The organism is Serinicoccus kebangsaanensis (genome assembly GCF_008919445.1).
Lineage (GTDB): Bacteria > Actinomycetota > Actinomycetes > Actinomycetales > Dermatophilaceae > Ornithinicoccus > Ornithinicoccus kebangsaanensis.
In genome coordinates this window covers 89882-112240 of sequence record NZ_VSLG01000007.1, presented here as the reverse complement: position 1 = coordinate 112240, position 22359 = coordinate 89882, and the positions used below count along the sequence as shown (strand labels likewise).

Below are 22359 nucleotides of genomic sequence, written 5' to 3'. Positions count from 1 at the left end.
GGGGCGCAGGCCCCTGGTGAGGTGGAACACTGACCTTCTGCCGCGCGTTGAGCGGCAGGAAGAACCACTGCCGGATCACCGACCAGGAGGACCGGGGGAGTCCCGTGCGCCCCCCGAACGTCACTGACATGAGCACCGCCCCGAACAACAGGCCCAAGTCCAAGCAGCGGCCCAAGCCCAGCCCGTGGATGTGGGTCTTCCTCTTCCTGGGCCTGGGCATCCTCTGGTACTCCCTGCTGGCGCAGAGCCCGTACAGCCGCATCGACACGGCCGACGCGCTGCAGCTCATCGAGGACGGCCAGGTCGCGGAGGCCGTGGTGACACCGGACCGGCTCGACCTCACGCTGACCGAGCCCTACTCCAGCGACGAGGTCCGGGAGACCGACCAGGTGCAGGCCTTCTACGTCGACGCCCGAGGACCGCAGGTCATCGCCGCGCTGGACGAGAACCCGCCCTCGGAGCGGTGGACCGACGACCCGGCCCGGCAGAACGTCTTCGTCTCGATGCTGCTCAACTTCCTGCCGCTGCTGCTCATCCTCGCGCTCTTCCTCTGGCTGATGACGCGGATGCAGGGCGGGGGCCGCGGCGTGGCGCAGTTCGGCAAGTCCAAGGCCAAGCTCGCCACCAAGGACATGCCCAAGGTCACCTTCGCCGACGTGGCGGGCTCGGACGAGGCGGTCGAGGAGCTGCACGAGATCAAGGAGTTCCTCTCCGAGCCCCGGAAGTTCCTCGAGGTCGGTGCCAAGATCCCCAAGGGCGTGCTGCTCTACGGCCCGCCCGGCACCGGCAAGACCTTGCTGGCCCGCGCCGTGGCCGGCGAGGCCGGGGTGCCGTTCTACTCGATCTCCGGCTCGGACTTCGTCGAGATGTTCGTCGGTGTCGGCGCCTCGCGGGTGCGTGACCTCTTCGAGCAGGCGAAGGAGAACGCCCCGGCCATCATCTTCGTGGACGAGATCGACGCCGTCGGCCGTCACCGTGGCGCCGGCCTTGGCGGCGGCCACGACGAGCGGGAGCAGACGCTGAACCAGCTGCTCGTCGAGATGGACGGCTTCGACGTCAAGACCAACGTCATCCTCATCGCGGCGACCAACCGCCCGGACATCCTCGACCCGGCCCTGCTGCGCCCCGGCCGGTTCGACCGGCAGATCGCGGTCGAGGCGCCGGACATGCTCGGCCGGCTGCACATCCTGCAGGTGCACGGCAAGGGCAAGCCGCTGGACGACGGCGTCGACCTGATGGCCGTGGCACGCCGGACGCCGGGCTTCTCCGGTGCCGACCTCGCCAACGTGCTCAACGAGGCCGCGCTGCTGGCCGCGCGCAAGAACCAGCAGGTGATCATCGACGGCGACCTGGACGAGGCGATCGACCGCGTCATGGCCGGGCCGCAGAAGCGCACCCGGGTGATGAGCGCCAAGGAGAAGAAGATCACCGCCTACCACGAGGGCGGGCACGCCCTGGTCGCCGCGGCGATGAACCACACCGACCCGGTGAGCAAGGTGACCATCCTGCCCCGTGGCCGCGCCCTGGGCTACACGATGGTGCTGCCCTCGGACGACAAGTACTCCACGACCCGCAACGAGCTGCTGGACCAGCTCGCCTACGCCCTCGGTGGCCGGGTGGCGGAGGAGCTCGTCTTCCACGACCCCACCACCGGTGCCGCCAACGACATCGAGAAGGCCACCGGTCTGGCGCGCAAGATGGTGACCCAGTTCGGTATGTCGGAGCGCGTGGGGGCGGTCAAGCTCGGCAGCGGCGGGGGCGAGGTCTTCCTCGGTCGCGACATGGGGCACGAGCGGGACTACTCCGAGAACCTCGCGGGGGTGGTGGACCAGGAGGTGCGCCGGCTCATCGAGGCGGCCCACGACGAGGCCTGGCACGCCCTCAACGACAACCGCGACATCCTCGACGCGCTCGTGCTCGAGCTGCTGGAGAAGGAGACGCTCAACGCCGAGGCGATCGCCGAGGTCTTCCAGGACATCCGCAAGCGCCCGGTCCGGCCGGTCTGGCTGTCCTCGGACGCCCGCACCATCCACGAGGCGGGCCCGGTGCTGACCGACGCGGAGAAGCGGGCCATGTCCAACGGACACCACCCGCTGACCGAGACCGAGGACGACAATCCGCCCGCCGAGGTGGTCCAGGTGCCGGAGGGCGGCCATGTCGACCCCGGGCACGCCTGACGCCGACGCGGGCGAGGCGCCCGTGGTGCGCACCATCGACCATGCCCGCGTGGAGGCGGCGGTGCGGGAGATCCTGCTCGCCGTCGGTGAGGACCCCGACCGTGACGGCCTGCAGCTCACGCCCGCGCGGGTGGCCCGCTCCTACGCCGAGATCTTCGGCGGCCTGGGGCAGGACCCGTCCGAGGTGCTGGGGACCACCTTCGACGTCGACCACGACGAGATGATCCTGGTCAAGGACATCGAGCTCTACAGCGTCTGCGAGCACCACCTGGTGCCCTTCCACGGGTCGGCGCACGTGGCCTACATCCCTGGCCCGGGAGGTCACGTCGTGGGACTGTCCAAGCTGGCCCGCCTGGTCGACGTCTACGCCCGCCGCCCGCAGGTCCAGGAACGCCTCACGACGCAGGTCGCGGACGCCCTGGTCGACCACCTGGCGCCGCGGGGCGTGCTCGTGGTGGTGGAGGCCGAGCACCTGTGCATGTCGATGCGCGGGGTGCGCCGGCCGGGGGCGCGGACGATCACCTCGACGGTCCGGGGTCAGCTGCGCAACCAGGCGACCCGGGCCGAGGCGATGAGCCTGATCACCGGTCGATAGGAGCGACGTGCCCGGCGCTGCGCATACCGCGATCATGGGGGTGGTCAACGTCACCCCCGACTCGTTCAGCGACGGTGGCCGCTGGTTGGACGCGGACGCCGCGGTCGCGCGGGGGCAGGAGCTGGTGGCGCAGGGCGCCGAGCTGGTCGACGTCGGCGGTGAGTCCACCCGGCCGGGCAGCACGCGCCCGACGGAGCAGGAGGAGCTGGACCGGGTGCTGCCCGTCGTCTCCGCCCTCGCGCAGCGCGGGTATGCCGTCTCCGTCGACACGATGCGCGCCGGTGTGGCCGAGGCCGCCGTCGAGGCGGGCGCCGCGCTCGTCAACGACGTGTCCGGCGGCCTGGGCGACGCACGGATGGGCCCGATGATCGCCGCGACCGGCGCCCGCTACGTCGTCATGCACTGGCGCGGGCTGCTGACCGACGCCACGGCGACCCATCACTACGACGACGTGGTCGCCGAGGTGTGCAGCGAGCTGTCCGCCCGGGTGGATGCGCTGCTGCACCAGGGCGTGGCGACCGAGCAGCTGGTGCTGGACCCCGGCTTCGGCTTCTCCAAGGACGCGGACCACAACTGGAGCCTGCTGGCCGGTCTGGACCGGGTCGTCGCCCTGGGGCTGCCGGTGCTGGTCGGCACCTCCCGCAAGCGCTTCCTGGGCCGGCTGTCCTCCCGCCCCGGCGTGGCGCCACCCGGGGCCGAGCTGACACCGCCGGAGCAGCGGGACGCCGCCACCGCCGCCACCAGCCTGCTCGCCGCGCAGGCAGGCGCCTGGGCGGTGCGGGTGCACGAGGTGCCGCCCACCCGGGACGCGCTCGCGGTGTGGCAGCTGACCCAGGGGGCCGGACGATGAGCGGCACCACGCCCACCGGGCCGAGCCGTCGCGACCGGCGCGGCGACGAGATCCGACTCGTCGGGGTGCGCGCCCAGGGGCACCACGGGGTCTTCGAGCACGAGCGGCGGGAGGGTCAGGAGTTCGTCGTGGACGTCACGATGACCCTCGACCTGGGTCCCGCGGGCGCCAGCGACGACCTGGACCGGACCGTGAACTACGGCGAGGTCGCGGCGGACGTCGTGGCCGTGGTGGGTGGCGAGCCGCGAGACCTGATCGAGACCGTCGCGGAGCAGATCGCCGCCCGCGTGCTCGCCCGGCCGCTGGTCGAGGCGGTCGAGGTGACCGTGCACAAGCCGCAGGCGCCGGTCGGCGTGCCCTTCGGCGACGTGGCGGTCGTCGTGCGCCGGCGCACGGACGTCCCGGTGGTGATCGCGCTCGGCGCCAACCTGGCCGGCCTCGACGGGGAGGAGCCGGCAGCGACCGTGCGGGCGGCGCTCCAGCGGCTGCGACGGCTGCCCGGTCTGCGGCGCCTGCAGGCCTCCAGGACCTTCGTCACCGCACCGGTCGGGGGCGAGGCGGTCACCGGTCAGCCGGACTACGTCAACGCCGTGGCGCTCGCGCGCACGAGCCGGTCGCCGTCGTCCCTGCTGGCCGCCCTGCACCGCCTTGAGGACGACTTCGGTCGGACCCGTGAGGCGCGGTGGGGTGCCCGCACCCTCGACCTGGACCTGGTGCAGTACGGCGACCCCGCGTCCGGGACCGACGTGGTGAGCGAGGATCCGGCGCTGCTGCTGCCGCACCCGCGCAGCCACGAGCGTGCTTTCGTCCTCGTGCCCTGGGCCGAGGTCGACGCCGCGGCGACCCTGCGGGTCGGCGACCGGGTGGTGCCGGTGCGCGAGCTCATACCCTCGGTCCAGGAGCAGGACGTCCGGCCGGTCGAGGAGGCCCGATGAGGGGCGTGGACGGGGTGCGCGTCGGGACCGGCGCGATCGTGGCGGTGCTGGCCGGCATGGCCAGCTGGTTGCTGCTCCAGGTGGTGCGCTCGCTCGGCGGCGGCTACCCGGTGATCTCCTGGATCGGCCTGGTGCCGCTCGTGGCGGTGACCCTGCTGGTGCTGGTCATGTGCTGGCAGATCCGGCGCTACCTGCTCGGCAGGGGGACCCTGCGACCCAGCCCGCAGCGGGGTCGCGGCACGGTCGTGGGTGCCCAGGCCGCGGCGCTGGGTGGCGCCGCCCTGCTCGGGTGGTATGCCGCGAACGCGCTGGTCCACCTGCCGAACGCGGACGTGGCCAGCGAGCGGGTGCAGCTGGTGTGGGGCGTGGTGCACGCGGTGGCGGCCCTGGTGCTGTCCGTGGCGGGCTACGTCGGGCAGGACTGGTGCCGGATCCCCCCGACCGAGCACGACGACGATGACGACGGCGTCGCCGACGGGGACCTGGCCTACGGCTGACGCCGGTCGGGCCGGCGCTGGCGCGGGCGACCTACAGTGACCGGCATGAGCGAGCGCGACCCGCACGTCCCGATCGAGCCGACGCAGGGGTCACGGGACACCACCCTGTGGCCCGGGCTCGAGGACCCGGAGCACTCGCGGTGGTACGTCGACCGGTTCCGGGCGATGGCGGCCGGAGGGCAGGACCTGGAGGGCGAGTCCCGGCTGGTGGACGTGCTGGCGCCTCGCGGGGCCCGGCTGCTGGACGCGGGGTGCGGGCCCGGCCGGCACGGCGGCCACCTGGCCCGCCTGGGCCACGAGGTCGTCGGTGTCGACATCGACCCGGCGCTGGTCCGGGCCGCGCGCCAGGACCACCCCGGGGCGACCTGGCTGGTCGGTGACCTGGCCGCCCTCGACCTGGCCGCGCTCGGCCAGCCCGAGCCGTTCGACGGGGCGCTGGTCGCGGGGAACGTCATGGACTTCGTGGCCGAGCGGCATCGCGCCACGGTCGTCGCGCGGCTGCGGGACCACCTGCGCGACGACGGCTTCCTGGTCGTCGGGTGCCGGGTGGTCCGGGGATTCACCCCGGCCGACCTGGACGACGCCGCACAGCGGGCCGGGCTGCGGCTCGAGCACCGTTTCGCGACGTGGGACCTGCGGCCCTGGCGCGACGACGCCGTCTTCTGCGTGAGCGTCCTGCGGGCCTGACCACCGAGATGGACCTCGGTTCCTGGGGGACGGCACCAGGACGCGAGGTCCACGTCCGGCTACTTGTCGATGTCGCCGACGACGAAGAACATCGAGCCCAGGATCGCGACCATGTCGGCGACCACCGTCCCGGGCAGCATCTCGCGCAGCACCTGCACGTTGTTGAACGACGCGGAGCGCAGCTTGAGGCGGTGCGGCACCGTGTCGCCCCGGCTGACCAGGTAGTAGCCGTTGAGACCGAGCGGGTTCTCGCTGGCGCAGTAGTGCTCGCCGGCGGGCACCTTGAGCTTCTTCGGCAGCCGGCTGCTGATCGGCCCCGGGCCGAGGTCGCGCAGCCTCGCCGTGCAGGCCTCGACGAGGTCGAGGCTCACCTGGATCTGCTCGACCAGGACGTCCAGCCGCGCGTAGCAGTCACCCGCCTCCCGGGTGACGACCCGCCCCGGCCCGTCCTCGCCGAACAGCTCGCCGTAGGCGAGGTAGGGCTCGTCCCGGCGCAGGTCGACGTCCAGTCCGGAGGCGCGGGCGATGGGGCCGGAGACGCCGTAGGCCAGCACCGTGTCGAGGTCGAGCACCCCGATCCCACGGGTGCGGCCCTGGAGGATCTCGTTGCCCAGGACCAGCCCGGTCAGGTCGGGGAGGCGGGAGCGCACCGTGGACACGGCCGCGTCCACCCGGTCCAACCAGCCCTCCGGCAGGTCGTGCAGCAACCCGCCCACGCGGGTCGCCATGAAGTGCATCCGCCCGCCGGAGTACTCCTCCATGACGGCCTGGATCTCCTCCCGCTCCCGGAAGGAGTAGAACATCGGCGTGATCGCCCCGAGCTCGTGCGGGTAGGAGCCGAGGAACATCAGGTGGTTGAGCACCCGGCCCAGCTCGCACAGCAGCGTGCGCGCCCAGGTGGCCCGCTCCGGGACCTCCATCTCCAGCAGGTGCTCGACGGTGAGCGCGACGCCGACCTCGTTGTTGAAGGCGGACAGCCAGTCGTGCCGGTTGGCCAGCACCATGATCTGCCGGTAGTCGCGCACCTCGAACAGCTTCTCCGCCCCCCGGTGCATGTAGCCGATGACCGGCTCGGCCGCGGTGATCCGCTCGCCGTCCGCCGTGATGCGCAGTCGGAGCACCCCGTGGGTCGCCGGGTGCTGGGGCCCGATGTTCAGCACCATCTCGGTGGTCGAGAGGCCGCCGACGCCCGCGGCGCCCAGGGTCACGTCGACGTCACGGCTGCTCACCCGGCCACCCTATGCCCCGGCACTGCCCGCGCCGTCGACCGCGACCATCAGCCACCAGAAGTCGCCGAGGGTGCCGCTGGTCACCGCCTGCAGCGCCGCACGGCGGGCCACCGCGCCCAGGTATGCCCGGGGGTCCCGCCGCGCGAGGTCGTGCGGCACGGGGGTCGACGGGTCGCCGAGGAGGTCGCGCAGCAGGTCCCGCTGGGTGGCGAGGCGGACCGCGGGGTGGGTCGTCGGCACCTCCCCGGAGGCCGGTCCGGTCGGGGAGAGGTGAGCGGCTGCGGACGCGGCCAGCGCGTCGACGGCGACGTGCGCGGTGAGGTCGCAGCTGCCGTCCGGCACGGGCTCCACCTCGCGGCCGTCGCGGAAGCCGGTCAGCGTCCCCCGCGGTGGCCGCTCGGTGCCCGTGTGGCCGTAGTCGACGGCGACCACCAGCCCGGACCGGACCCGGCCCAGCAGGTCGGCGAGGGCCAGGTCGCGGGAGAGGCCGACCTCCGCCCGCTGCACCTGCGGCCCGAGCCACCGCCGCGTCCAGTCGAGCATCGGCCCCGACAGGGGTGCGCCGGTGCTCTCGCGCCAGGTCCCGTCCGCCGCTGCCGACACCTGGACCGCACGCCATACCTGCTGCTCGTCCCGCTGCACCACCGGGCACGGCACCACGTCGAGCCACTCGTGGGCGAGGACGAGCGTCTGCCGCAGGTCGCGCAGCCCCTCCGGCAACCGACCGCCGCCGGGCGAGACCAGCCAGTCGTCGACCGGTGCCTGTTCCGGGCGCTGGACCACGTCGACGCCGACGAGCCGCAGCCGTGGGTCGACCTCGCGCAGCCGGCCCAGCAGCTCGCCCCGTCCGGCACCCACTTCCAGGACGGTGCGGCATCCGTGCCGCGCGCACAGGCCGGCGATCGCCTCGGCCAGCACCCGCCCGGATCCGGGTATGCCCTGGGCCGAGGTGGCGAAGTGGGCCGCCGGCGCGGAGCGGCGGTAGAAGCCGGCCGGACCGTAGAGCGCCTCCTGCCACGCCTCGTCCCAGTCCCGTGGTGCCGCCCGGGCGCCGCGTGACGGCACCGCCCGGGTCACGGGGACAGCCCCGTGGCGCCCGACGGCGGGCCGTCCCCGCCGGCCGCGCGGCGCCGCTCGATGCCCTCCAGCAGGATGTCGAGGCCGAACTCGAACTCGGCCTGGTCGTCGCACCATCCGAGGGTGGTGGAGGCGTCGTGCGCGATCTCGGCGACCATCCGGGTGATCGCGGGATAGGTCTCGGACATGGCCGACATCGCCGAGAGCATCTCCTCGCCGTCCTGCTCCGCGCCGGTGGGGGTGACGTCGAGCAGCTCGGCGTTGTAGCCGATCGCCCTGGTGCCGAGGGCGTGCATCGCGTGGTGCACGAGGTCCGCCGAGCACCCCCCAGTGAAGAGCACCGCGCTCAGGTCGTCGAACCAGCGCAGGGTCGCCGGCCCCATGGTCCCCCGCTCGTGCACCAGGCGCGGGGCCCACGGGTGCCGGAGGAGCACCTCCCGGGCGACGAGCACCCGCTCCCGCGCCACGGCGGTCCACGGCGTCCCGGGCGCCGGCCCCGGCAGCTGCGCCGCCGCGTCGTTGAGCCGGTCCAGGACGCGCTCGGCCAGGGCGTCGAGCAGGTCGTCCTTGTCCGCCACGTGGCGGTAGAGGGCCATCGCCTCCACGTCGAGCCGGTCGGCCACCAGGCGCATCGTCAGCCGCTGCGTCCCGACGGCATCGGCGACGTCCGAGGCCGCGGCCACCACCCGGTCGCGGGTCAGCGGCGCACGGCCGGCGCGGGTGCGTGGCATGCCGGTCTCCTTTCGCTCGGCAGCCTAGAGGAAAGATGGTGTTTACAAGATAAACAACATTCTGCCATGATCGTGCGAGAGAAAGGACGAACCCATGACCCTCTCGCGCAGCACCACCGCCTCCGACGCCACCGCAGCCGTGGACCAGCGGCCTCCCGGGCGTCGGGCAGCCGTCGTCACGGGGGCGGCGCTGCTGCTCATGGCACTGGTGGCGATCCCGGCCAACCTCGTCGTGCAGTCGGCCCTGACCGGGGAGGCCCCCGCCGTCGCCCAGGCCCTCACGGCGCAGGAGGCGGCGTTGCGCCTCGGGGTGCTCGGACTCCTGACCGTCGCCGTGCTCGACGTCGTCGTCGCCTGGGGGCTGGGGCGGGTGCTGGCGACGCCGGCCCCCGGGCTCGCCACGCTCGTGGTCACCCTGCGGCTGGTCTACGTCGCGGTCTTCGTCGTCGCGATCGCCCTGCTGCTGGTGGCGGTCGAGACCGCCTCGTCGTCAACCGGGGACGCCCCGGCCGCCGTGCTCGCCGCGTCCGCCTTCAGCGCCTGCTGGCGGCTCGGTCTCGTGGTCTTCGCCACCCACCTGGCCGTGCTGGCGGCGGCCTTCGTCGGGGCCCCGCAGCTGCCGACCTGGCTGGGTCTGCTGCTGGGTCTGGGCGCCACGGCCTACGCGGTGGACGGGGTGGTCCGCACCGCCCTCGGAGCCGATGCCGCGCTCGCCACCGGCCTGGTCCCGGTGGTGTCGGCCTGCGCCGCCGTGGGAGAGCTCGTCCTCGCCGGCTGGCTGCTCACGCGCGGTGGTCGCCGATGAGCACCTCCCGCCGCCTCGCCGTGGTGGCCGTGGGGGCCGGGGCGCTCGGCACCGCGGCGCTGGTGCGGGGGTTCCGCACGCGGGACCCGCGCCTGCTCGGCCCGCTGCTGGCCTGGCAGCGACGCAGCATGAACCCGCGCAACCTGCGGACCGCCGGACAGCCGGGCGCGCCCTGGGCCGTGGTGCGGCACACCGGACGGGTGAGCGGGCGTGCCTACGCGACACCGGTGGGAGCGACCCGCGTCCCCGACGGTTTCGCGGTGATGCTGCCCTACGGGCCGGGCACCGACTGGGTCCGCAACATCCTCGCCGCCGGTCGTGCCGAGCTGGAGCTCGACGGCCGGCGGTATGCCGTGACCGCTGGCCCGGACGACGTGGTCCCGGCCGGCACGGTGTCCGCCCGGGCGGGGGTCGGGGACCTGCTGGCCATGCGGGTGCTCGGCGTCCGGGAGGCGCTGCTGCTGCGCGTCGAGGGGTGAGCGGCGCCCGTCCAGGTGGCGCCGGCTCGGCCGAGCCGAGGCCGTAGGGTGCCGTCGTGGACCTTCTCGATCTCGCCCGCATCCTCGGTGGCCTGGTCCTGCTCGTGGGCGGTGGGGAGCTGCTCGTGCGCGGGGCGAGCAACCTGGCCGCCCGGTTGGGCATCAGCCCCCTGGTCGTGGGCCTGACGGTCGTCTCCGTGGCGACGTCCGCCCCGGAGCTGGCGGTCACCGTGGGGGCGGTGCTCGACGGCCAGCCCGATCTCGCGGTCGGCAACGTCGTCGGCTCCAACATCGCCAACGTGCTGCTCATCCTCGGCATCGCCGCCCTCGTGCTCCCCCTGGCCGTCCGCGAGCAGCTGATCAAGATCGACGTGCCGGTCATGGTGGGCCTGTCGGTCGCCCTGCTGCTCGTGGCCCACGACGGTCAGATCTCCACCCTGGAGGGGTTGCTGCTGCTCGGGGCGATGGTCGCCCACACCGTGGTCACCGTCGTGGTGAGCCGACGCGCGCACCGTCGGGAGCTGCGCAAGCGCCGCGCGCCGGCGCCGCGGGACGGCGAGCCGATGGGTGTGCCGCTCGCCCTGGCCCTCGTGCTGGGCGGTGTCGCCCTGCTGGTCGTCGGGGCCAACCTCCTGGTCACGGGTGCGGTCAACATCGCCGAGGGACTGGGCATCAGCAGCCTGGTGGTGGGCCTGACCGTGGTGGCCGTCGGCACCTCGCTGCCGGAGCTGGCGGCCTCGGTCATCGCGGCAGCACGCGGGCAGCGCGACCTCGCCGTGGGCAATGTCGTCGGGAGCTGCATCGCCAACATCGGGCTGGTCCTCGGGGTCCCGGCGATCATCTCCTCGGGTGGTCTGCCCGTGCCGCATCCCGCCATCGCCCTCGACATCCCCTTCATGATCGCCACCGCCGTGGCGCTGGCTCCGGTCGTCTTCACCGGCTTCTCGGTGGCGCGGTGGGAGGGCGGGCTGTTCGTCCTGCTCTATGCCGCCTACACCGCCTTCGTCGTCCTCAACGCCACCCGGCACGAGGCGCTGCAGGGCTTCGAGCTGGTGATGGTCCTCTTCGTCCTCCCGCTCGTGGCCCTGACGCTGCTCGTCACCACGACCTTCGAGATGGGCGTCCTCGCCGAGCGACGTCGGGTCCGGGACCGGGTGTCCGCCGGGGAGCCCGTGCCGTGATGTCGTTTTTCTGCTAGATCCCCGGCCGCCGGTGCCGCACCATGGAGATGTGAGCACCTCGGCCATCCACCTCGACCACGACCGCTGCGCGGCGCTCGTGCGCAGCAAGGACCCCCGGTTCGACGGGTGGTTCGTGACCGGCGTCCTCAGCACGAGGATCTACTGCCGCCCCAGCTGCCCGGCGATCACGCCGAAGGTGCGCAACATGCGCTTCTACCCCAGTGCCGCCGCGGCGCAGGGAGCGGGGTTCCGTGCCTGCAAGCGGTGCCTGCCGGATGCCACACCCGGCTCTCCCCTGTGGCACGTGCGCGGCGACGTGGTGGCCCGGGCGGTGCGCCTGATCGCCGACGGCGTCGTGGACCGGGAGGGGGTGGGCGGTCTCGCCGCGCAGCTGGGCTACAGCACCCGGCAGCTCGAGCGGCTGGTGCGGGCCGAGCTCGGGGCGGGTCCGCTCGCCCTGGCCCGCGCGCAGCGCGCCCAGGCCGCGCGGCTGCTGGTGGAGGGCACGACGCTGAGCATGGCGGAGATCGCCCACGCTGCCGGCTTCTCCAGCATCCGGTCGTTCAACGCCACGGTACAGGACGTGTATGCCGTCACGCCGTCCGCGCTCCGGTCCGGGGCGCGGGGTGCGGGAGCGCGCCACGGCGGCCCGGCGTCGACGCCGGACCTGCTCCGCGCCGGGGTGCCCCCGGGCGCTCCCACCACCTTGTCGCTCCGGCTGCCGTTCCGGGCCCCGTTGCACGTGCCCAGCCTGTTCGGGCACCTGGCCGCGACCGCCGTGCCCGGCGTGGAGTCCTGGGTGGACGGCGCCCTGGTCCGCTCCGTGCGGCTCCCCGCCGGACCCGCGGTGATCGAGCTGCAGCCGGGCGCCGCCGACGAGCGCCACGTGCACCTCACCCTCAGGCTCACCGACGTGGGTGACCTGGGCGCGGCGATCGAGCGGTGCCGGCGGCTGCTGGACCTGGACGCCGACCCGGCCGCCGTGGACGACCACCTCGCCGGCGACCCCGCCCTGACGGCGGTGGTCGCGACGCATCCCGGGGTGCGGCTGCCCGGGACCCCCGACCCCGAGGAGCTGGCGCTGCGGGTCGTCCTCAGCCAGCAGGTGTCGACCGTGGCCGCCGGCACCCTGACCGGGCGGCTCGTGCAGGCGCTCGGCGCGCCGCTCCCGGAGCCGCTGTCCGGCACGGTCACGCACCTGTTCCCCACGTCGGCGCAGATCGTCGACGCCGCCGAGGACGCCCTCCCGGGCATGCCCGCCTCACGTCGGCGGACGCTGCGGACCGTGGCGGCCGTCCTCGCCGCCGGGGACCTGGACCTCGGTCCCGGGGCGGACTGGCAGCAGGCGCGCGAGCGCCTGCTGACCCTCCCCGGCGTCGGGCCCTGGACCGCAGAGATGGTGCTGCTGCGCGGCCTGGGGGACCCGGACGCCTTCCCCGCGACCGACCTCGGCATCGCCAGCACCGCGGCGAGGCTGGGGCTGCCGTCCGGACGTGACCTCGTCGCGCACGCCACCCGCTGGACCCCCTGGCGCGGCTACGCCGCCGCCCTGCTCTGGGCGGCCTCCGACCATGCCGCGGCCGACCTCCCGGCCGACCGACCCGCCTCCGGCACGCCGAGCACACGTCGTGCCCGGCATACCCGACAACCCGAGGAGACAGCATGACCGTCCACCTGATGATCGACTCGCCGCTCGGACCGCTCCGTCTGACCAGCGACGGGGAGCACCTGACCGGCGTCTACTTCACCGAGCACCGGCACGCGCCGGACGACCTCGGCGAGGAGGTCGGCGAGGGCGAGGCGCCCGACGTGCTGGTCCAGGCCTCGCGTCAGCTCGCCGACTACTTCGCCGGGGTGCGCACCGACTTCGACCTGCCGCTGGCGTCGGTCGGCACCGACTTCCAGCGCCGCGTCTGGGACCTGCTGCGCACGATCCCCTACGGCCAGACCTGGTCCTACGGCCAGCTGGCACAGGCCCTGGGGCAGCCGGGAGCCTCGCGGGCGGTCGGGCTGGCCAACGGGCGCAACCCGATCTCCATCGTCGTGCCCTGCCACCGGGTGATCGGCAGCAGCGGGGACATCACCGGCTACGGCGGCGGAGTCCAGCGCAAGCAGGCGTTGCTCGACCTGGAGAGCCGGGCCACCGCCCCGTCCCTCTTCTCCTGACCAGGCGGCCGGCCCGGCACCCGGACCCACACGGTGCCGGGCCGGCGTCTGCGGCCGACTACGCTGGGAGGGTGAGCGATCCCCGTGCCCTGACCGTCCCCGAGACCGACCTGCCCGAGCAGATCGCGGTCCGCCAGGGCAAGCGCCAGGCCATGCTGGACGCCGGGGTCGACCCCTACCCCGTGCACCTGCCGGTCACCCACACGCTGCCGCAGGTGCGGGAGCAGTGGGGCGGCCTCGAGACCGGTGAGGAGACGCAGGACGTGGTCGGGGTCGCCGGTCGCGTGGTCTTCGTCCGCAACACCGGCAAGCTCTGCTTCGCCTCGTTGCAGGCCGGTGACGGCACCCGGTTGCAGGCCATGATCTCGCTGGCCGAGGTCGGGCAGGAGTCGCTGGACCGGTGGAAGAGCTGGGTGGACCTGGGGGACCACGTCTTCGTCGAGGGTCGGGTGATCAGCTCACGACGCGGCGAGCTGTCCGTCATGGCGAGCAGGTGGGAGATGGCCGCCAAGGCGCTGCGGCCGCTCCCGGTGCTGCACAAGGACCTGTCCGAGGAGCAGCGGGTCCGCCAGCGCTACGTCGACCTGATCGTGCGCGACGAGGCCCGGCAGATGGTGGCGGACCGTGCGGCGATGACCCGGGCGCTGCGCCGCGTCCTCGAGGCGGACGGCTACCTCGAGGTCGAGACCCCGGTCCTCCAGGCGATCCACGGCGGAGCCAACGCCCGGCCCTTCAACACCCACCTGAATGCCTTCGACCTTCCGATGTCGATGCGCATCGCGCTGGAGCTCTATCTCAAGCGGGCCGTCGTCGGCGGTGTGGACCGGGTCTACGAGATCGGTCGGATATTCCGCAACGAAGGCATTGACTCCACCCATTCCCCGGAATTCACCATGCTGGAGTGCTACCAGGCCTACGGTGATCAGTTCACCATGGCCGATCTCATGCGGCGAATGATCCTGGCGGCCGCCGACGAGCTGGGTGGCCGCACCCTCGAGAGCCCTGCGGGTGTCATCGACCTCGACGCGGAATGGCGTTGGCTGCCCTTCTACGAGGGTCTGTCGGACGCGGTCGGACGACCCGTCGGCGTGCACTCGTCCGTGGAGGAGCTGGCCGAGCTCGCGGCCGCGCTCGACGTGCCCGTCGCCCCGGGGTGGGGCGCGGACAAGATCGCGATGGAGATCTTCGGCGACGTCGTCGAGCCGACGCTCGTCCAGCCGACCTTCGTCTGCGACTATCCCGCGATCGCCCAGCCGCTGGCCCGGCCGCACCGCGAGACGCCGGGCCTGATCGAGGCGTGGGACCTCGTCATCGGTGGGGTCGAGCGGGGGACCGCCTTCTCCGAGCTGGTCGACCCGGAGATCCAGCGGGCGCGGCTGACCGAGCAGTCGCTGCTCGCGGCCGGCGGCGACGCCGACGCGATGCAGCTGGACGAGGACTTCCTGCGAGCGCTGGAGTATGCCGCGCCCCCGATGGGTGGTCTGGGGATGGGCCTGGACCGTGTGCTCATGCTGCTGACCGGCAAGGGCATCCGGGAGACCATCCTCTTTCCCTTCCTCAAGCCGGAGGCCTGATGGGCTGGCTGCACGAGGGGTGGATGATCCTGGCGGCGCTGCTCCCGTCCGCGGGGCTGCTCTACCTGTTCTACGTCGTCATGAAGCACATGGTCGAGGGAGACCGCCGCGAGCGCGCCGCCCTCCGGGCAGCCGAGCTGGCCGAGGACGGCCGGCAGGACGCCGCTGAGGAGTCGGCTCCGCACGAGCCCACGCCGTGACTCGACGCGGCGCACAGCGGTGTCGATCCCGGGTCGCCGGCAGAATCTTCGTGATTGTTCTGTGACCTGCACCACCATTGAGAACCGGTTTCCCGGTCGCAGGGAAAAGCGCTATCATTCTGGCGCGCCGCTTCCTGTAGCGGCGATGGTCTCGAAAAGGAGAAGAAATGGCACAGCGAGTGCAGGTCATCCTGGTGGATGATCTCAGTGGTGGGGAAGCGAACCAGACCGTGGAGTTCGCCTTGGACGGGGTGCATTACGAGATCGACCTGAGCGACGAGAACGCGGCGAAGCTGCGTGAGGACCTCGCCAGCTGGATCGGGCAGGCGCGGCGCGCCGGCGGTCGTCGGCAGACGCGCCGTCGGGGTTCCTCCTCGAGCAGCGGGCGCAGCGACGAGCTCGCCAAGGTTCGTGAGTGGGGCCGGGAGAACGGCTACAAGGTCAGCTCTCGGGGGCGCGTCTCCCGCGAGCTCCAGGACGCCTACGCCGCGGCCAACTAGAGGCTCGACACCCACATCGGTCGGCACGGGGCCGGCGCCTCCGACAGCTCGGAGGCGCCGGCCCCGTGCCGTTGCCTGCGGACCGCGCACCCGCGGGGGTCTCAGACCTCGTCGATGAGCACCTGGGTGAGCTCGAGCTCCCCGGACGCGGCGGCCGCCACGTCGTCCCACTCGCGGGGGGAGGCGACCTGGGGGCGCTCCCGACCGCGCAGCGACCAGGGGCAGATCGTGGTCTTCGCCCCGTTGTTCTGGCTCCAGTCCAGGAAGACCTTGCCAGGCCGCACCGCCTTGGTCATCCGGGCCGTGACCAGGTCCGGGTGCTGCTCCGCGAGGCTCTCGGCCAGTGCCTTGGTGACCGCGCTGACCTCGTCCGAGGTCCGCGTGCCCTCGAGGTCGGCATACAGCTGCATCCCCTTGGACCCGCTGGTCACCGCACGTGCCTCGAGGCCGACGGCCGCCAGCCGGTCGCGCACCATGAGGGCGACGCGGGAGCACTCGGCCAGGCCGGCGCCGGGCCCGGGGTCCAGGTCGACGACCAACCGGTCCGGGTGCTGCGGGACGCCCTCGTCGTCGATCCGCCACTGGGGGACGTGCAGCTCCAGGCTGCCGAGGTTCACCAGGTAGACGAGCGCCGCCAGATCGGTGACCAGCGGGAAGGTCAGGTGGGTGTGCCCACGCGACGAGCCCGGCGTCGGGACCACCACCCGCGGCAGCCACGCGGGTGCGCCGGAGGGGAGGTTCTTCTCGAAGAAGTGCGCCTGCGCCACGCCCTCGGGCCAGCGGATGCGGGTGACCGGTCGGTCGGCCAGCTCGGGGAGGATGCGGTCGGCCTGGGTGACGTAGTAGTTCAGGACCTCGCCCTTGGTGGTGCCGGTGGCGGGGTAGAGGACCTTGTCCAGGTTGCTCACCTTGAGGGTGCGACCCGCGACGCTGACCTGCTGGCTGCTCACGCCGGGCCCTCCGGCAGCAGGTCCGCGGGCGACAGGTCCGCCCGCACCCCGTGGAAGGACGGCTGGCGCAGCCTGTCCTGCGAGCCGAGCCCGAGCGAGGCCACGTCGATCACGACGCGCGGCTCGACCCAGGAGGACCCCCGCGCCTCGACCGCGGGGATCGGTGCGTCGAACGGGTAGTCGACCTCCGCCACGCCGGCGAGCAGCTGCCGCAGCTGTTCACCGGCCCGGCCGGCCAGGCCGCTGCCCACCCGGCCGCGGTAGCGCAGCAGCATCGTCCCGTCCGGCCTGAGCAACGGCATACCGTCCGGTCCGGGGACGGGGAGCCCCACGTGCACCGCGCCCAGTCTGCTCTGCCGGCCGGTCTCGGGGCGCCAGCCACCGATCACCACCGAGCGCCGGTCGCGGTGCGGGAACTTCACCCAGTCCGCGCTGCGCTGACCGGCGCGGTATGCCGAGGCCCGGCGCTTGCTCACCACGCCCTCGAGCTCCTGCTCGCGGGTCGCGGCGAGCAGCATCGCGCCGTCGTCGAAGACGGGGGAGAGCTGCGTGGCGGCCACGCCGTCCAGCAGGTCCTCGAGCGCGGCCCGGCGGGCGGTCCACGGCAGCGAGGTCAGGTCCAGCCCGTCCAGGCGGAGCAGGTCGAAGGCGACGTAGGTCGCCGGTCGCGCGGCGGCGAGCCGCTGCGCCGCGGCCGCGGTGGAGGTGTGCACCCGCTCCACGACGTTGCCGAAGGACGGGTGACCGTCGACCAGCACGACCGCCTCACCGTCCAGCAGCAGGTCCTGCGCGACGTCGGCCAGGCCGGCCAGCTCGGGGAAGGCGACCGCGATGTCGCGCTCGCCACGGGTGTGCAGCCGCAGCCGTCCGTCGTGGACGTCCGCGAGCAGCCGGATGCCGTCCCACTTGATCTCGTGCACCCACGACGGACCCGTCGGCGGCCCGGCCTGCGGCCGGCCCGGAGTGGCGAGCATGGGGCGCATGGGTCCATCCTGGGGTGCGTGAGAGCGATCTGGAAGGGTGCCGTGTCGTTCGGGCTGGTCAACGTGCCCGTGCGGCTCTACTCGGCGACCGAGAACCACGACCTGAAGTTCCACCAGGTGCGTGAGTCCGACGGCAGCCGCATCCGCTACAAGCGCGTGGCGCAGGCCGACGGCGAGGAGGTGGCCTACAAGGACATCGCCAAAGCCTACGAGACCGACGACGGCAAGACGGTCGTCCTCACCGAGGACGACCTGGCCGCCCTGCCCAACCGGAGCAGCAAGGAGATCACGGTCGAGAGCTTCGTCCCCCGGGAGCAGATCGACCCGATCCTGTTCGACAAGGCCTACTTCCTGGAGCCGGACGCGATGGGGGCCAAGGCCTACGGCCTGCTCCGGGAGGCGCTGCGCGAGTCGGACCGCGTCGCCGTCGTCACGGTCTCGGTGCGCAGCCGGATGACGATGGCCGTGCTGCGCGTGCGGGACGACGACGACGCCATCGTCATGCAGACCCTGCTGTGGCCGGACGAGATCCGCGCCTCCGACCAGCTGGACCACCTGGACGAGGTGAGCGAGCCGAAGAAGGCCGAGGTCTCGATGGCCCGGATGCTCGTCGACTCGATGTCCGGAGACTTCGAGCCCGAGGGTCACGTGGACGACTTCAAGGAGGCCGTGGACGCCCTGGTGGAGAAGAAGATCAGCGGCGGCGAGGTGACCGAGAGCCCGGACGAGGAGGACGAGGCCGACTCGGGCGAGGTCGTCGACCTGCTGGCGGCGCTGCAGCGATCGGTGGACCGGGCGAAGAAGGGCCGCGGGGAGGACGGCGACTCCTCCGAGGCGAAGGCGTCGAGCACGAAGAAGTCGTCGGCGAAGAAGCCGGCGGCCAAGAAGACGTCGAAGCGGTCGACCACCAAGAAGGCCGGCTGAGGGCATACCGGTCGCTCCGGACGTGCACCTCGCCGGTGCCTCCCGCACGACGCGGCTTGTATGCCCGCTCGTGCACGTCCGGCGCACCCCCTGTGGACAGGTTCTGCGCGCGGCTCGGGATTCGGGTCAGGCTGCGGTATGCCCGCCCCGGATCCTGCCACGCTCATCGCGCAGCGCGGCGGGCTGGCGACCACGCGTGAGCTGAGGCGCGCTGGTGCGCGATGGCGGGACCTCACGCAGGCCGTGAGGGACGGACGGCTGGTGCGCGGGCGTCGCGGCCGCTACCACCTCGCCTCGGTGGAGACGCACGCCGTCGCGGCCTATCGGATGAGCGGGGTGCTGTCGCACCGGAGCGCAGCGGTGCACCACGGGTGGCCGGTCAAGCACGAGCCCGACCGACCGGAGATCATCGTCCCGCGCAACCGCAAGGTGTCCGCGTCGGACCAGCGGGACCACCACGTGCGGTGGCGAAGGCTGGAGGAGGGCGAGAGCGGCTCCGGTGTCACCAGCCACCTGCGGACGGTCGTCGACTGTGCGCGGGACCTGCCCTTCGACGAGGCACTCGCGGTGGCGGACTCGGCGCTGCGGGCAGGCCAGGTGGGGAAGCAGCAGCTGGCCGTGGCGGCGGCTGGTGCCCGGGGATCCGGGGCCGTGCAGCTACGCCGGATCGCCCGGGTCGCCGACGGTCGCGCCGCCAACCCCTTCGAGTCGGTGCTGCGCGCGATCTGTCTGGACGAAGGGCTGGACGTCGTCGCTCAGGAGCAGGTGGTCGATCATGGCCTGTGGGCCATGGCCGACCTCGTCGACGCCTCCCGCAGGCTCGTGGTCGAGGCGGACGGCTATGAGGTCCACGGCACGAGGCGAGGGTTCCGGAAGGATGTCCGGCGCTACACCGAGATGGTCGTCTTCGGGTGGACGGTGCTGCGGTTCACCTGGGAGGACGTCATGCTCCAGCCGGACTTCGTGCGTTGGGCGCTGAGGTCGTGGCGACGTGCTCGCGACGGGCGCCCGGTGCCGGCCCCGCCGCGCATGCTCGCGCGGCTGCGCTGAGGACACCAGGGGCATACCGGTCGCTCCGGACGTGCACCACACCGGCACGTCCCGCACGATGCGCCGGGTATGCCCGATCCTGCACGTCGGACGCGACGGCGGGGACGGCATTCCGCCGGGGGCGAACACGGAACATCGGCGATGGATCTCGGCGTTGACTTGGATCAGACGCACGTAGAGTGGGCAGCAGCCCACAGTGGAGGAGAAGAGCATGTTCGAACGGTTCACCGACCGGGCTCGACGTGTGGTGGTGCTCGCGCAGGAAGAGGCGCGCATGCTCAACCACAACTACATCGGCACCGAGCACCTGCTGCTGGGCCTGATCCACGAGGGTGAGGGCGTGGCGGCCAAGGCGCTGGAGTCGCTGGACATCTCGCTGGACGCGGTGCGCCAGCAGGTGCAGGAGATCATCGGCCAGGGGCAGCAGAGCCCGACGGGGCACATCCCGTTCACCCCCCGTGCCAAGAAGGTCCTGGAGCTGTCGCTGCGCGAGGGCCTGCAGCTGGGGCACAACTACATCGGCACCGAGCACCTGCTGCTGGGCCTCATCCGCGAGGGTGAGGGCGTGGCGGCGCAGGTCCTCGTGAAGCTGGGCGCCGACCTGAACCGGGTCCGTCAGCAGGTGATCACGCTGCTGTCCGGCTACCAGGGCAAGGAGGCCGCGACCGCCGGCGTCGGTGCCAGCAGCCAGCAGGAGGGCCAGCAGTCCGGGTCCCTCGTGCTGGACCAGTTCGGCCGCAACCTGACGCAGGCCGCCCGCGAGGGCAAGCTCGACCCGGTGATCGGGCGTGAGGCCGAGATCGAGCGGGTCATGCAGGTGCTGTCCCGCCGGACCAAGAACAACCCCGTCCTCATCGGCGAGCCCGGCGTCGGCAAGACCGCCGTCGTGGAGGGACTGGCCCAGGACATCGTCCGGGGCGACGTGCCGGAGACGCTGAAGGAGAAGCAGCTCTACACGCTCGACCTCGGCGCCCTGGTGGCAGGCTCCCGCTACCGCGGTGACTTCGAGGAGCGCCTGAAGAAGGTGCTCAAGGAGATCCGCACCCGCGGCGACATCATCCTGTTCATCGACGAGATCCACACCCTCGTGGGTGCGGGTGCGGCCGAGGGCGCGATCGACGCCGCCAGCATCCTCAAGCCGATGCTGGCCCGCGGTGAGCTGCAGACCATCGGTGCGACGACGCTGGACGAGTACCGCAAGCACATCGAGAAGGACGCCGCCCTCGAGCGCCGCTTCCAGCCGATCCAGGTGGCCGAGCCCACGCTGAAGCACGCCATCGAGATCCTCAAGGGCCTGCGCGACCGCTACGAGGCCCACCACCGGGTGACGATCACCGACGCGGCGCTGGTGGGTGCTGCCACGATGGCCGACCGTTACATCAACGACCGGTTCCTTCCGGACAAGGCGATCGACCTGATCGACGAGGCGGGCGCCCGGTTGCGGATCCGCCGGATGACCGCACCGCCGGACCTGCGCGAGTTCGACGAGAAGATCGCGCACGCCAAGCGCGAGAAGGAGTCGGCCATCGACGGCCAGGACTTCGAGAAGGCGGCCCGGTTGCGCGACGAGGAGCACAAGCTCACCCAGGCGCGCGCTGAGCGGGAGAAGGAGTGGAAGAACGGTGACATGGACGTCGTCGCCGAGGTCGACGAGGAGCTGATCGCCGAGGTCCTCGCCGCCGCCACCGGGATCCCCGTCTTCAAGCTGAGCGAGGAGGAGTCCTCCAGGCTGCTCAACATGGAGGACGAGCTGCACAAGCGGATCATCGGCATGAACGACGCCATCAAGGCGCTGTCCCAGGCGATCCGGCGCACCCGCGCCGGGCTGAAGGACCCGCGTCGACCGGGCGGGTCGTTCATCTTCGCGGGCCCCACCGGCGTCGGCAAGACCGAGCTGGCCAAGGCGCTGGCCGAGTTCCTCTTCGGCGACGAGGACAGCCTCATCACCCTGGACATGTCGGAGTACTCCGAGAAGCACACGGTGTCGCGCATGTTCGGCTCGCCCCCCGGCTACGTGGGCTACGAGGAGGGTGGCCAGCTGACTGAGAAGGTGCGGCGCAAGCCGTTCTCGGTCGTGCTCTTCGACGAGATCGAGAAGGCGCACCCGGACATTTTCAACAGCCTGCTGCAGATCCTGGAGGACGGCCGCCTGACCGACTCCCAGGGCCGGGTGGTCGACTTCAAGAACACCGTCATCATCATGACCACCAACCTGGGCACCCGGGACATCGCCAAGGGCGTCTCGCTCGGCTTCTCGGCCGGACCGGAGACCCGCAGCGACTACGACCGGATGAAGAACAAGGTCACCGACGAGCTCAAGCAGCACTTCCGGCCCGAGTTCCTCAACCGCGTCGACGACACGATCGTCTTCCCGCAGCTCACGCCGGAGGAGATCGTCTCGATCGTGGACCTGATGGTCGCCCGCCTGGACGAGCGGCTCAAGGACAAGGACATGGCGATCGAGCTCACCTCGGCCGCCAAGGAGCTCCTGGCCAAGCGCGGCTACGACCCCGTGCTGGGTGCGCGGCCGCTGCGCCGCGCCATCCAGCGCGAGATCGAGGACCAGCTCTCGGAGAAGATCCTCTTCGGCGAGCTGGGCACCGGCCAGATCGTCATCGTGGATGTCGAGGACCCGGTCGGCGAGGACAAGAACCGCGACAAGGTCTTCACCTTCGTCGGGCAGGACAAGCCCGCCGAGGTGCCGGACACGGTGCCGGTCGAGGAGCAGGCCGGCTAGGCGCAGGCATACCTCGCACCCGGGCGGGGCGT

The 22359-nt window shown here is 72.5% G+C and carries 22 protein-coding genes; 17 read left to right on the top strand and 5 right to left on the bottom strand.

Annotated elements, in window-relative coordinates; all coding sequences use genetic code 11:
- The first annotated feature begins 128 nt into the window (after positions 1–128).
- From ftsH to FXF60_RS09525, 6 genes are read left to right on the top strand one after another with little or no spacing between them, the layout of a single operon-like run.
- Entirely contained in the window at positions 129–2177 is a 2049-nt protein-coding gene (gene ftsH / locus FXF60_RS09550) for an ATP-dependent zinc metalloprotease FtsH (RefSeq protein WP_437440858.1), read from the top strand.
- Positions 2155–2772, top strand: a complete 618-nt coding sequence (gene folE / locus FXF60_RS09545) for a GTP cyclohydrolase I FolE (protein ID WP_151525731.1) — start codon at positions 2155–2157, stop codon at positions 2770–2772. Before ftsH ends, folE begins: the two co-directional genes overlap by 23 nt.
- A gap of 34 nt (positions 2773–2806) precedes the next feature.
- Positions 2807–3622, top strand: coding sequence for a dihydropteroate synthase (gene folP, locus FXF60_RS09540; protein WP_151525774.1), 816 nt, complete (start codon positions 2807–2809; stop codon positions 3620–3622).
- The gene (gene folB / locus FXF60_RS09535) at positions 3619–4557 is read left to right on the top strand and encodes a dihydroneopterin aldolase (RefSeq protein ID WP_151525730.1); all 939 of its coding nucleotides are present in this window, start codon (positions 3619–3621) and stop codon (positions 4555–4557) included. The genes folP and folB overlap by 4 nt, the downstream gene beginning before the upstream one ends.
- Positions 4554–5054, top strand: coding sequence for a DUF3180 domain-containing protein (locus FXF60_RS09530; protein WP_151525729.1), 501 nt, complete (start codon positions 4554–4556; stop codon positions 5052–5054). The genes folB and FXF60_RS09530 overlap by 4 nt, the downstream gene beginning before the upstream one ends.
- 45 nt (positions 5055–5099) lie before the next feature.
- Positions 5100–5741 (top strand): class I SAM-dependent methyltransferase, encoded by a 642-nt coding sequence (locus FXF60_RS09525; protein ID WP_151525728.1) that lies wholly within the window; start codon positions 5100–5102, stop codon positions 5739–5741.
- Between the two features lie 59 nt (positions 5742–5800).
- Here the strand turns inward: FXF60_RS09525 and FXF60_RS09520 are convergent, their stop codons facing one another.
- Genes FXF60_RS09520 through FXF60_RS09510 form a run of 3 tightly spaced genes read right to left on the bottom strand, consistent with a single transcriptional unit; the run spans position 5801 to position 8778 of the window.
- Positions 5801–6970, bottom strand: a complete 1170-nt coding sequence (locus tag FXF60_RS09520) for an NADH-quinone oxidoreductase subunit D (protein WP_151525727.1) — start codon at positions 6968–6970, stop codon at positions 5801–5803.
- A gap of 9 nt (positions 6971–6979) precedes the next feature.
- Complete coding sequence (locus FXF60_RS09515) at positions 6980–8047, bottom strand: SAM-dependent methyltransferase (protein ID WP_192796681.1); 1068 nt, start codon at positions 8045–8047, stop codon at positions 6980–6982.
- On the bottom strand, positions 8044–8778 hold the full coding sequence (locus FXF60_RS09510; RefSeq protein ID WP_151525725.1) for a TetR/AcrR family transcriptional regulator C-terminal domain-containing protein: 735 nt from the start codon (positions 8776–8778) through the stop codon (positions 8044–8046). Before FXF60_RS09510 ends, FXF60_RS09515 begins: the two co-directional genes overlap by 4 nt.
- A gap of 94 nt (positions 8779–8872) precedes the next feature.
- On the opposite strand from FXF60_RS09510, the gene FXF60_RS09505 reads away from it, so the two are divergent.
- The 8 genes from FXF60_RS09505 (at position 8873) to FXF60_RS09470 (ending at position 15683) form a co-directional block, all read left to right on the top strand.
- Positions 8873–9583, top strand: coding sequence for a DUF4386 domain-containing protein (locus tag FXF60_RS09505; RefSeq protein WP_151525724.1), 711 nt, complete (start codon positions 8873–8875; stop codon positions 9581–9583).
- Entirely contained in the window at positions 9580–10062 is a 483-nt protein-coding gene (locus FXF60_RS16835) for a nitroreductase family deazaflavin-dependent oxidoreductase (RefSeq protein ID WP_238335793.1), read from the top strand. Before FXF60_RS09505 ends, FXF60_RS16835 begins: the two co-directional genes overlap by 4 nt.
- 56 nt (positions 10063–10118) lie before the next feature.
- Positions 10119–11243, top strand: coding sequence for a calcium/sodium antiporter (locus tag FXF60_RS09495; RefSeq protein ID WP_151525723.1), 1125 nt, complete (start codon positions 10119–10121; stop codon positions 11241–11243).
- 49 nt (positions 11244–11292) lie between these two features.
- The gene (locus FXF60_RS09490) at positions 11293–12909 is read left to right on the top strand and encodes a DNA-3-methyladenine glycosylase 2 family protein (RefSeq protein WP_238335792.1); all 1617 of its coding nucleotides are present in this window, start codon (positions 11293–11295) and stop codon (positions 12907–12909) included.
- The gene (locus FXF60_RS09485) at positions 12906–13409 is read left to right on the top strand and encodes a methylated-DNA--[protein]-cysteine S-methyltransferase (protein ID WP_151525722.1); all 504 of its coding nucleotides are present in this window, start codon (positions 12906–12908) and stop codon (positions 13407–13409) included. Before FXF60_RS09490 ends, FXF60_RS09485 begins: the two co-directional genes overlap by 4 nt.
- Positions 13410–13480: 71 nt before the next feature.
- Positions 13481–14983 carry a lysine--tRNA ligase gene (gene lysS / locus FXF60_RS09480; RefSeq protein ID WP_238335791.1) on the top strand — a complete coding sequence of 501 codons (1503 nt, stop codon included), beginning with the start codon at positions 13481–13483 and terminating at the stop codon, positions 14981–14983.
- Positions 14983–15183, top strand: coding sequence for a hypothetical protein (locus FXF60_RS09475; RefSeq protein ID WP_151525721.1), 201 nt, complete (start codon positions 14983–14985; stop codon positions 15181–15183). The genes lysS and FXF60_RS09475 overlap by 1 nt, the downstream gene beginning before the upstream one ends.
- 167 nt (positions 15184–15350) lie before the next feature.
- The gene (locus tag FXF60_RS09470; protein ID WP_151525720.1) at positions 15351–15683 is read left to right on the top strand and encodes a histone-like nucleoid-structuring protein Lsr2; all 333 of its coding nucleotides are present in this window, start codon (positions 15351–15353) and stop codon (positions 15681–15683) included.
- Positions 15684–15784: 101 nt separating this feature from the next.
- On the opposite strand, the gene ligD (FXF60_RS09465) is transcribed toward FXF60_RS09470, so the two are convergent.
- On the bottom strand, positions 15785–16633 hold the full coding sequence (gene ligD / locus FXF60_RS09465) for a non-homologous end-joining DNA ligase (protein WP_151525719.1): 849 nt from the start codon (positions 16631–16633) through the stop codon (positions 15785–15787).
- A complete protein-coding gene (gene ligD, locus FXF60_RS09460) occupies positions 16630–17616 on the bottom strand; it encodes a non-homologous end-joining DNA ligase (RefSeq protein WP_151525718.1) in 987 nt (328 codons plus the stop codon). The genes ligD (FXF60_RS09465) and ligD (FXF60_RS09460) overlap by 4 nt, the downstream gene beginning before the upstream one ends.
- 18 nt (positions 17617–17634) lie before the next feature.
- On the opposite strand from ligD (FXF60_RS09460), the gene ku reads away from it, so the two are divergent.
- From ku to FXF60_RS09445, 3 genes are all read left to right on the top strand, one after another.
- The gene (ku, locus tag FXF60_RS09455; RefSeq protein ID WP_151525717.1) at positions 17635–18540 is read left to right on the top strand and encodes a non-homologous end joining protein Ku; all 906 of its coding nucleotides are present in this window, start codon (positions 17635–17637) and stop codon (positions 18538–18540) included.
- Between the two features lie 138 nt (positions 18541–18678).
- Positions 18679–19590, top strand: a complete 912-nt coding sequence (locus FXF60_RS09450) for a DUF559 domain-containing protein (protein ID WP_151525716.1) — start codon at positions 18679–18681, stop codon at positions 19588–19590.
- 211 nt (positions 19591–19801) lie between these two features.
- Positions 19802–22327: an ATP-dependent Clp protease ATP-binding subunit gene (locus tag FXF60_RS09445; protein WP_151525715.1), complete on the top strand. Its 2526-nt coding sequence runs from the start codon at positions 19802–19804 to the stop codon at positions 22325–22327.
- The last annotated feature ends 32 nt before the right edge of the window (positions 22328–22359 follow it).

Excerpts from the sequence above, each read along its gene's own strand:
- ftsH (WP_437440858.1), top strand. The coding sequence starts at position 129 with ATGAGCACCGCCCCGAACAACAGGCCCAAGTCCAAGCAGCGGCCCAAG.
- folE (WP_151525731.1), top strand. The coding sequence starts at position 2,155 with ATGTCGACCCCGGGCACGCCTGACGCCGACGCGGGCGAGGCGCCCGTG.
- folP (WP_151525774.1), top strand. The coding sequence starts at position 2,807 with ATGGGGGTGGTCAACGTCACCCCCGACTCGTTCAGCGACGGTGGCCGC.
- folB (WP_151525730.1), top strand. The coding sequence starts at position 3,619 with ATGAGCGGCACCACGCCCACCGGGCCGAGCCGTCGCGACCGGCGCGGC.
- FXF60_RS09530 (WP_151525729.1), top strand. The coding sequence starts at position 4,554 with ATGAGGGGCGTGGACGGGGTGCGCGTCGGGACCGGCGCGATCGTGGCG.
- FXF60_RS09525 (WP_151525728.1), top strand. The coding sequence starts at position 5,100 with ATGAGCGAGCGCGACCCGCACGTCCCGATCGAGCCGACGCAGGGGTCA.
- FXF60_RS09510 (WP_151525725.1), bottom strand. The coding sequence starts at position 8,778 with ATGCCACGCACCCGCGCCGGCCGTGCGCCGCTGACCCGCGACCGGGTG.
- FXF60_RS09505 (WP_151525724.1), top strand. The coding sequence starts at position 8,873 with ATGACCCTCTCGCGCAGCACCACCGCCTCCGACGCCACCGCAGCCGTG.
- FXF60_RS16835 (WP_238335793.1), top strand. The coding sequence starts at position 9,580 with ATGAGCACCTCCCGCCGCCTCGCCGTGGTGGCCGTGGGGGCCGGGGCG.
- FXF60_RS09485 (WP_151525722.1), top strand. The coding sequence starts at position 12,906 with ATGACCGTCCACCTGATGATCGACTCGCCGCTCGGACCGCTCCGTCTG.
- FXF60_RS09475 (WP_151525721.1), top strand. The coding sequence starts at position 14,983 with ATGGGCTGGCTGCACGAGGGGTGGATGATCCTGGCGGCGCTGCTCCCG.
- FXF60_RS09470 (WP_151525720.1), top strand. The coding sequence starts at position 15,351 with ATGGCACAGCGAGTGCAGGTCATCCTGGTGGATGATCTCAGTGGTGGG.
- ligD (WP_151525718.1), bottom strand. The coding sequence starts at position 17,616 with ATGCGCCCCATGCTCGCCACTCCGGGCCGGCCGCAGGCCGGGCCGCCG.
- FXF60_RS09450 (WP_151525716.1), top strand. The coding sequence starts at position 18,679 with ATGCCCGCCCCGGATCCTGCCACGCTCATCGCGCAGCGCGGCGGGCTG.
- FXF60_RS09445 (WP_151525715.1), top strand. The coding sequence starts at position 19,802 with ATGTTCGAACGGTTCACCGACCGGGCTCGACGTGTGGTGGTGCTCGCG.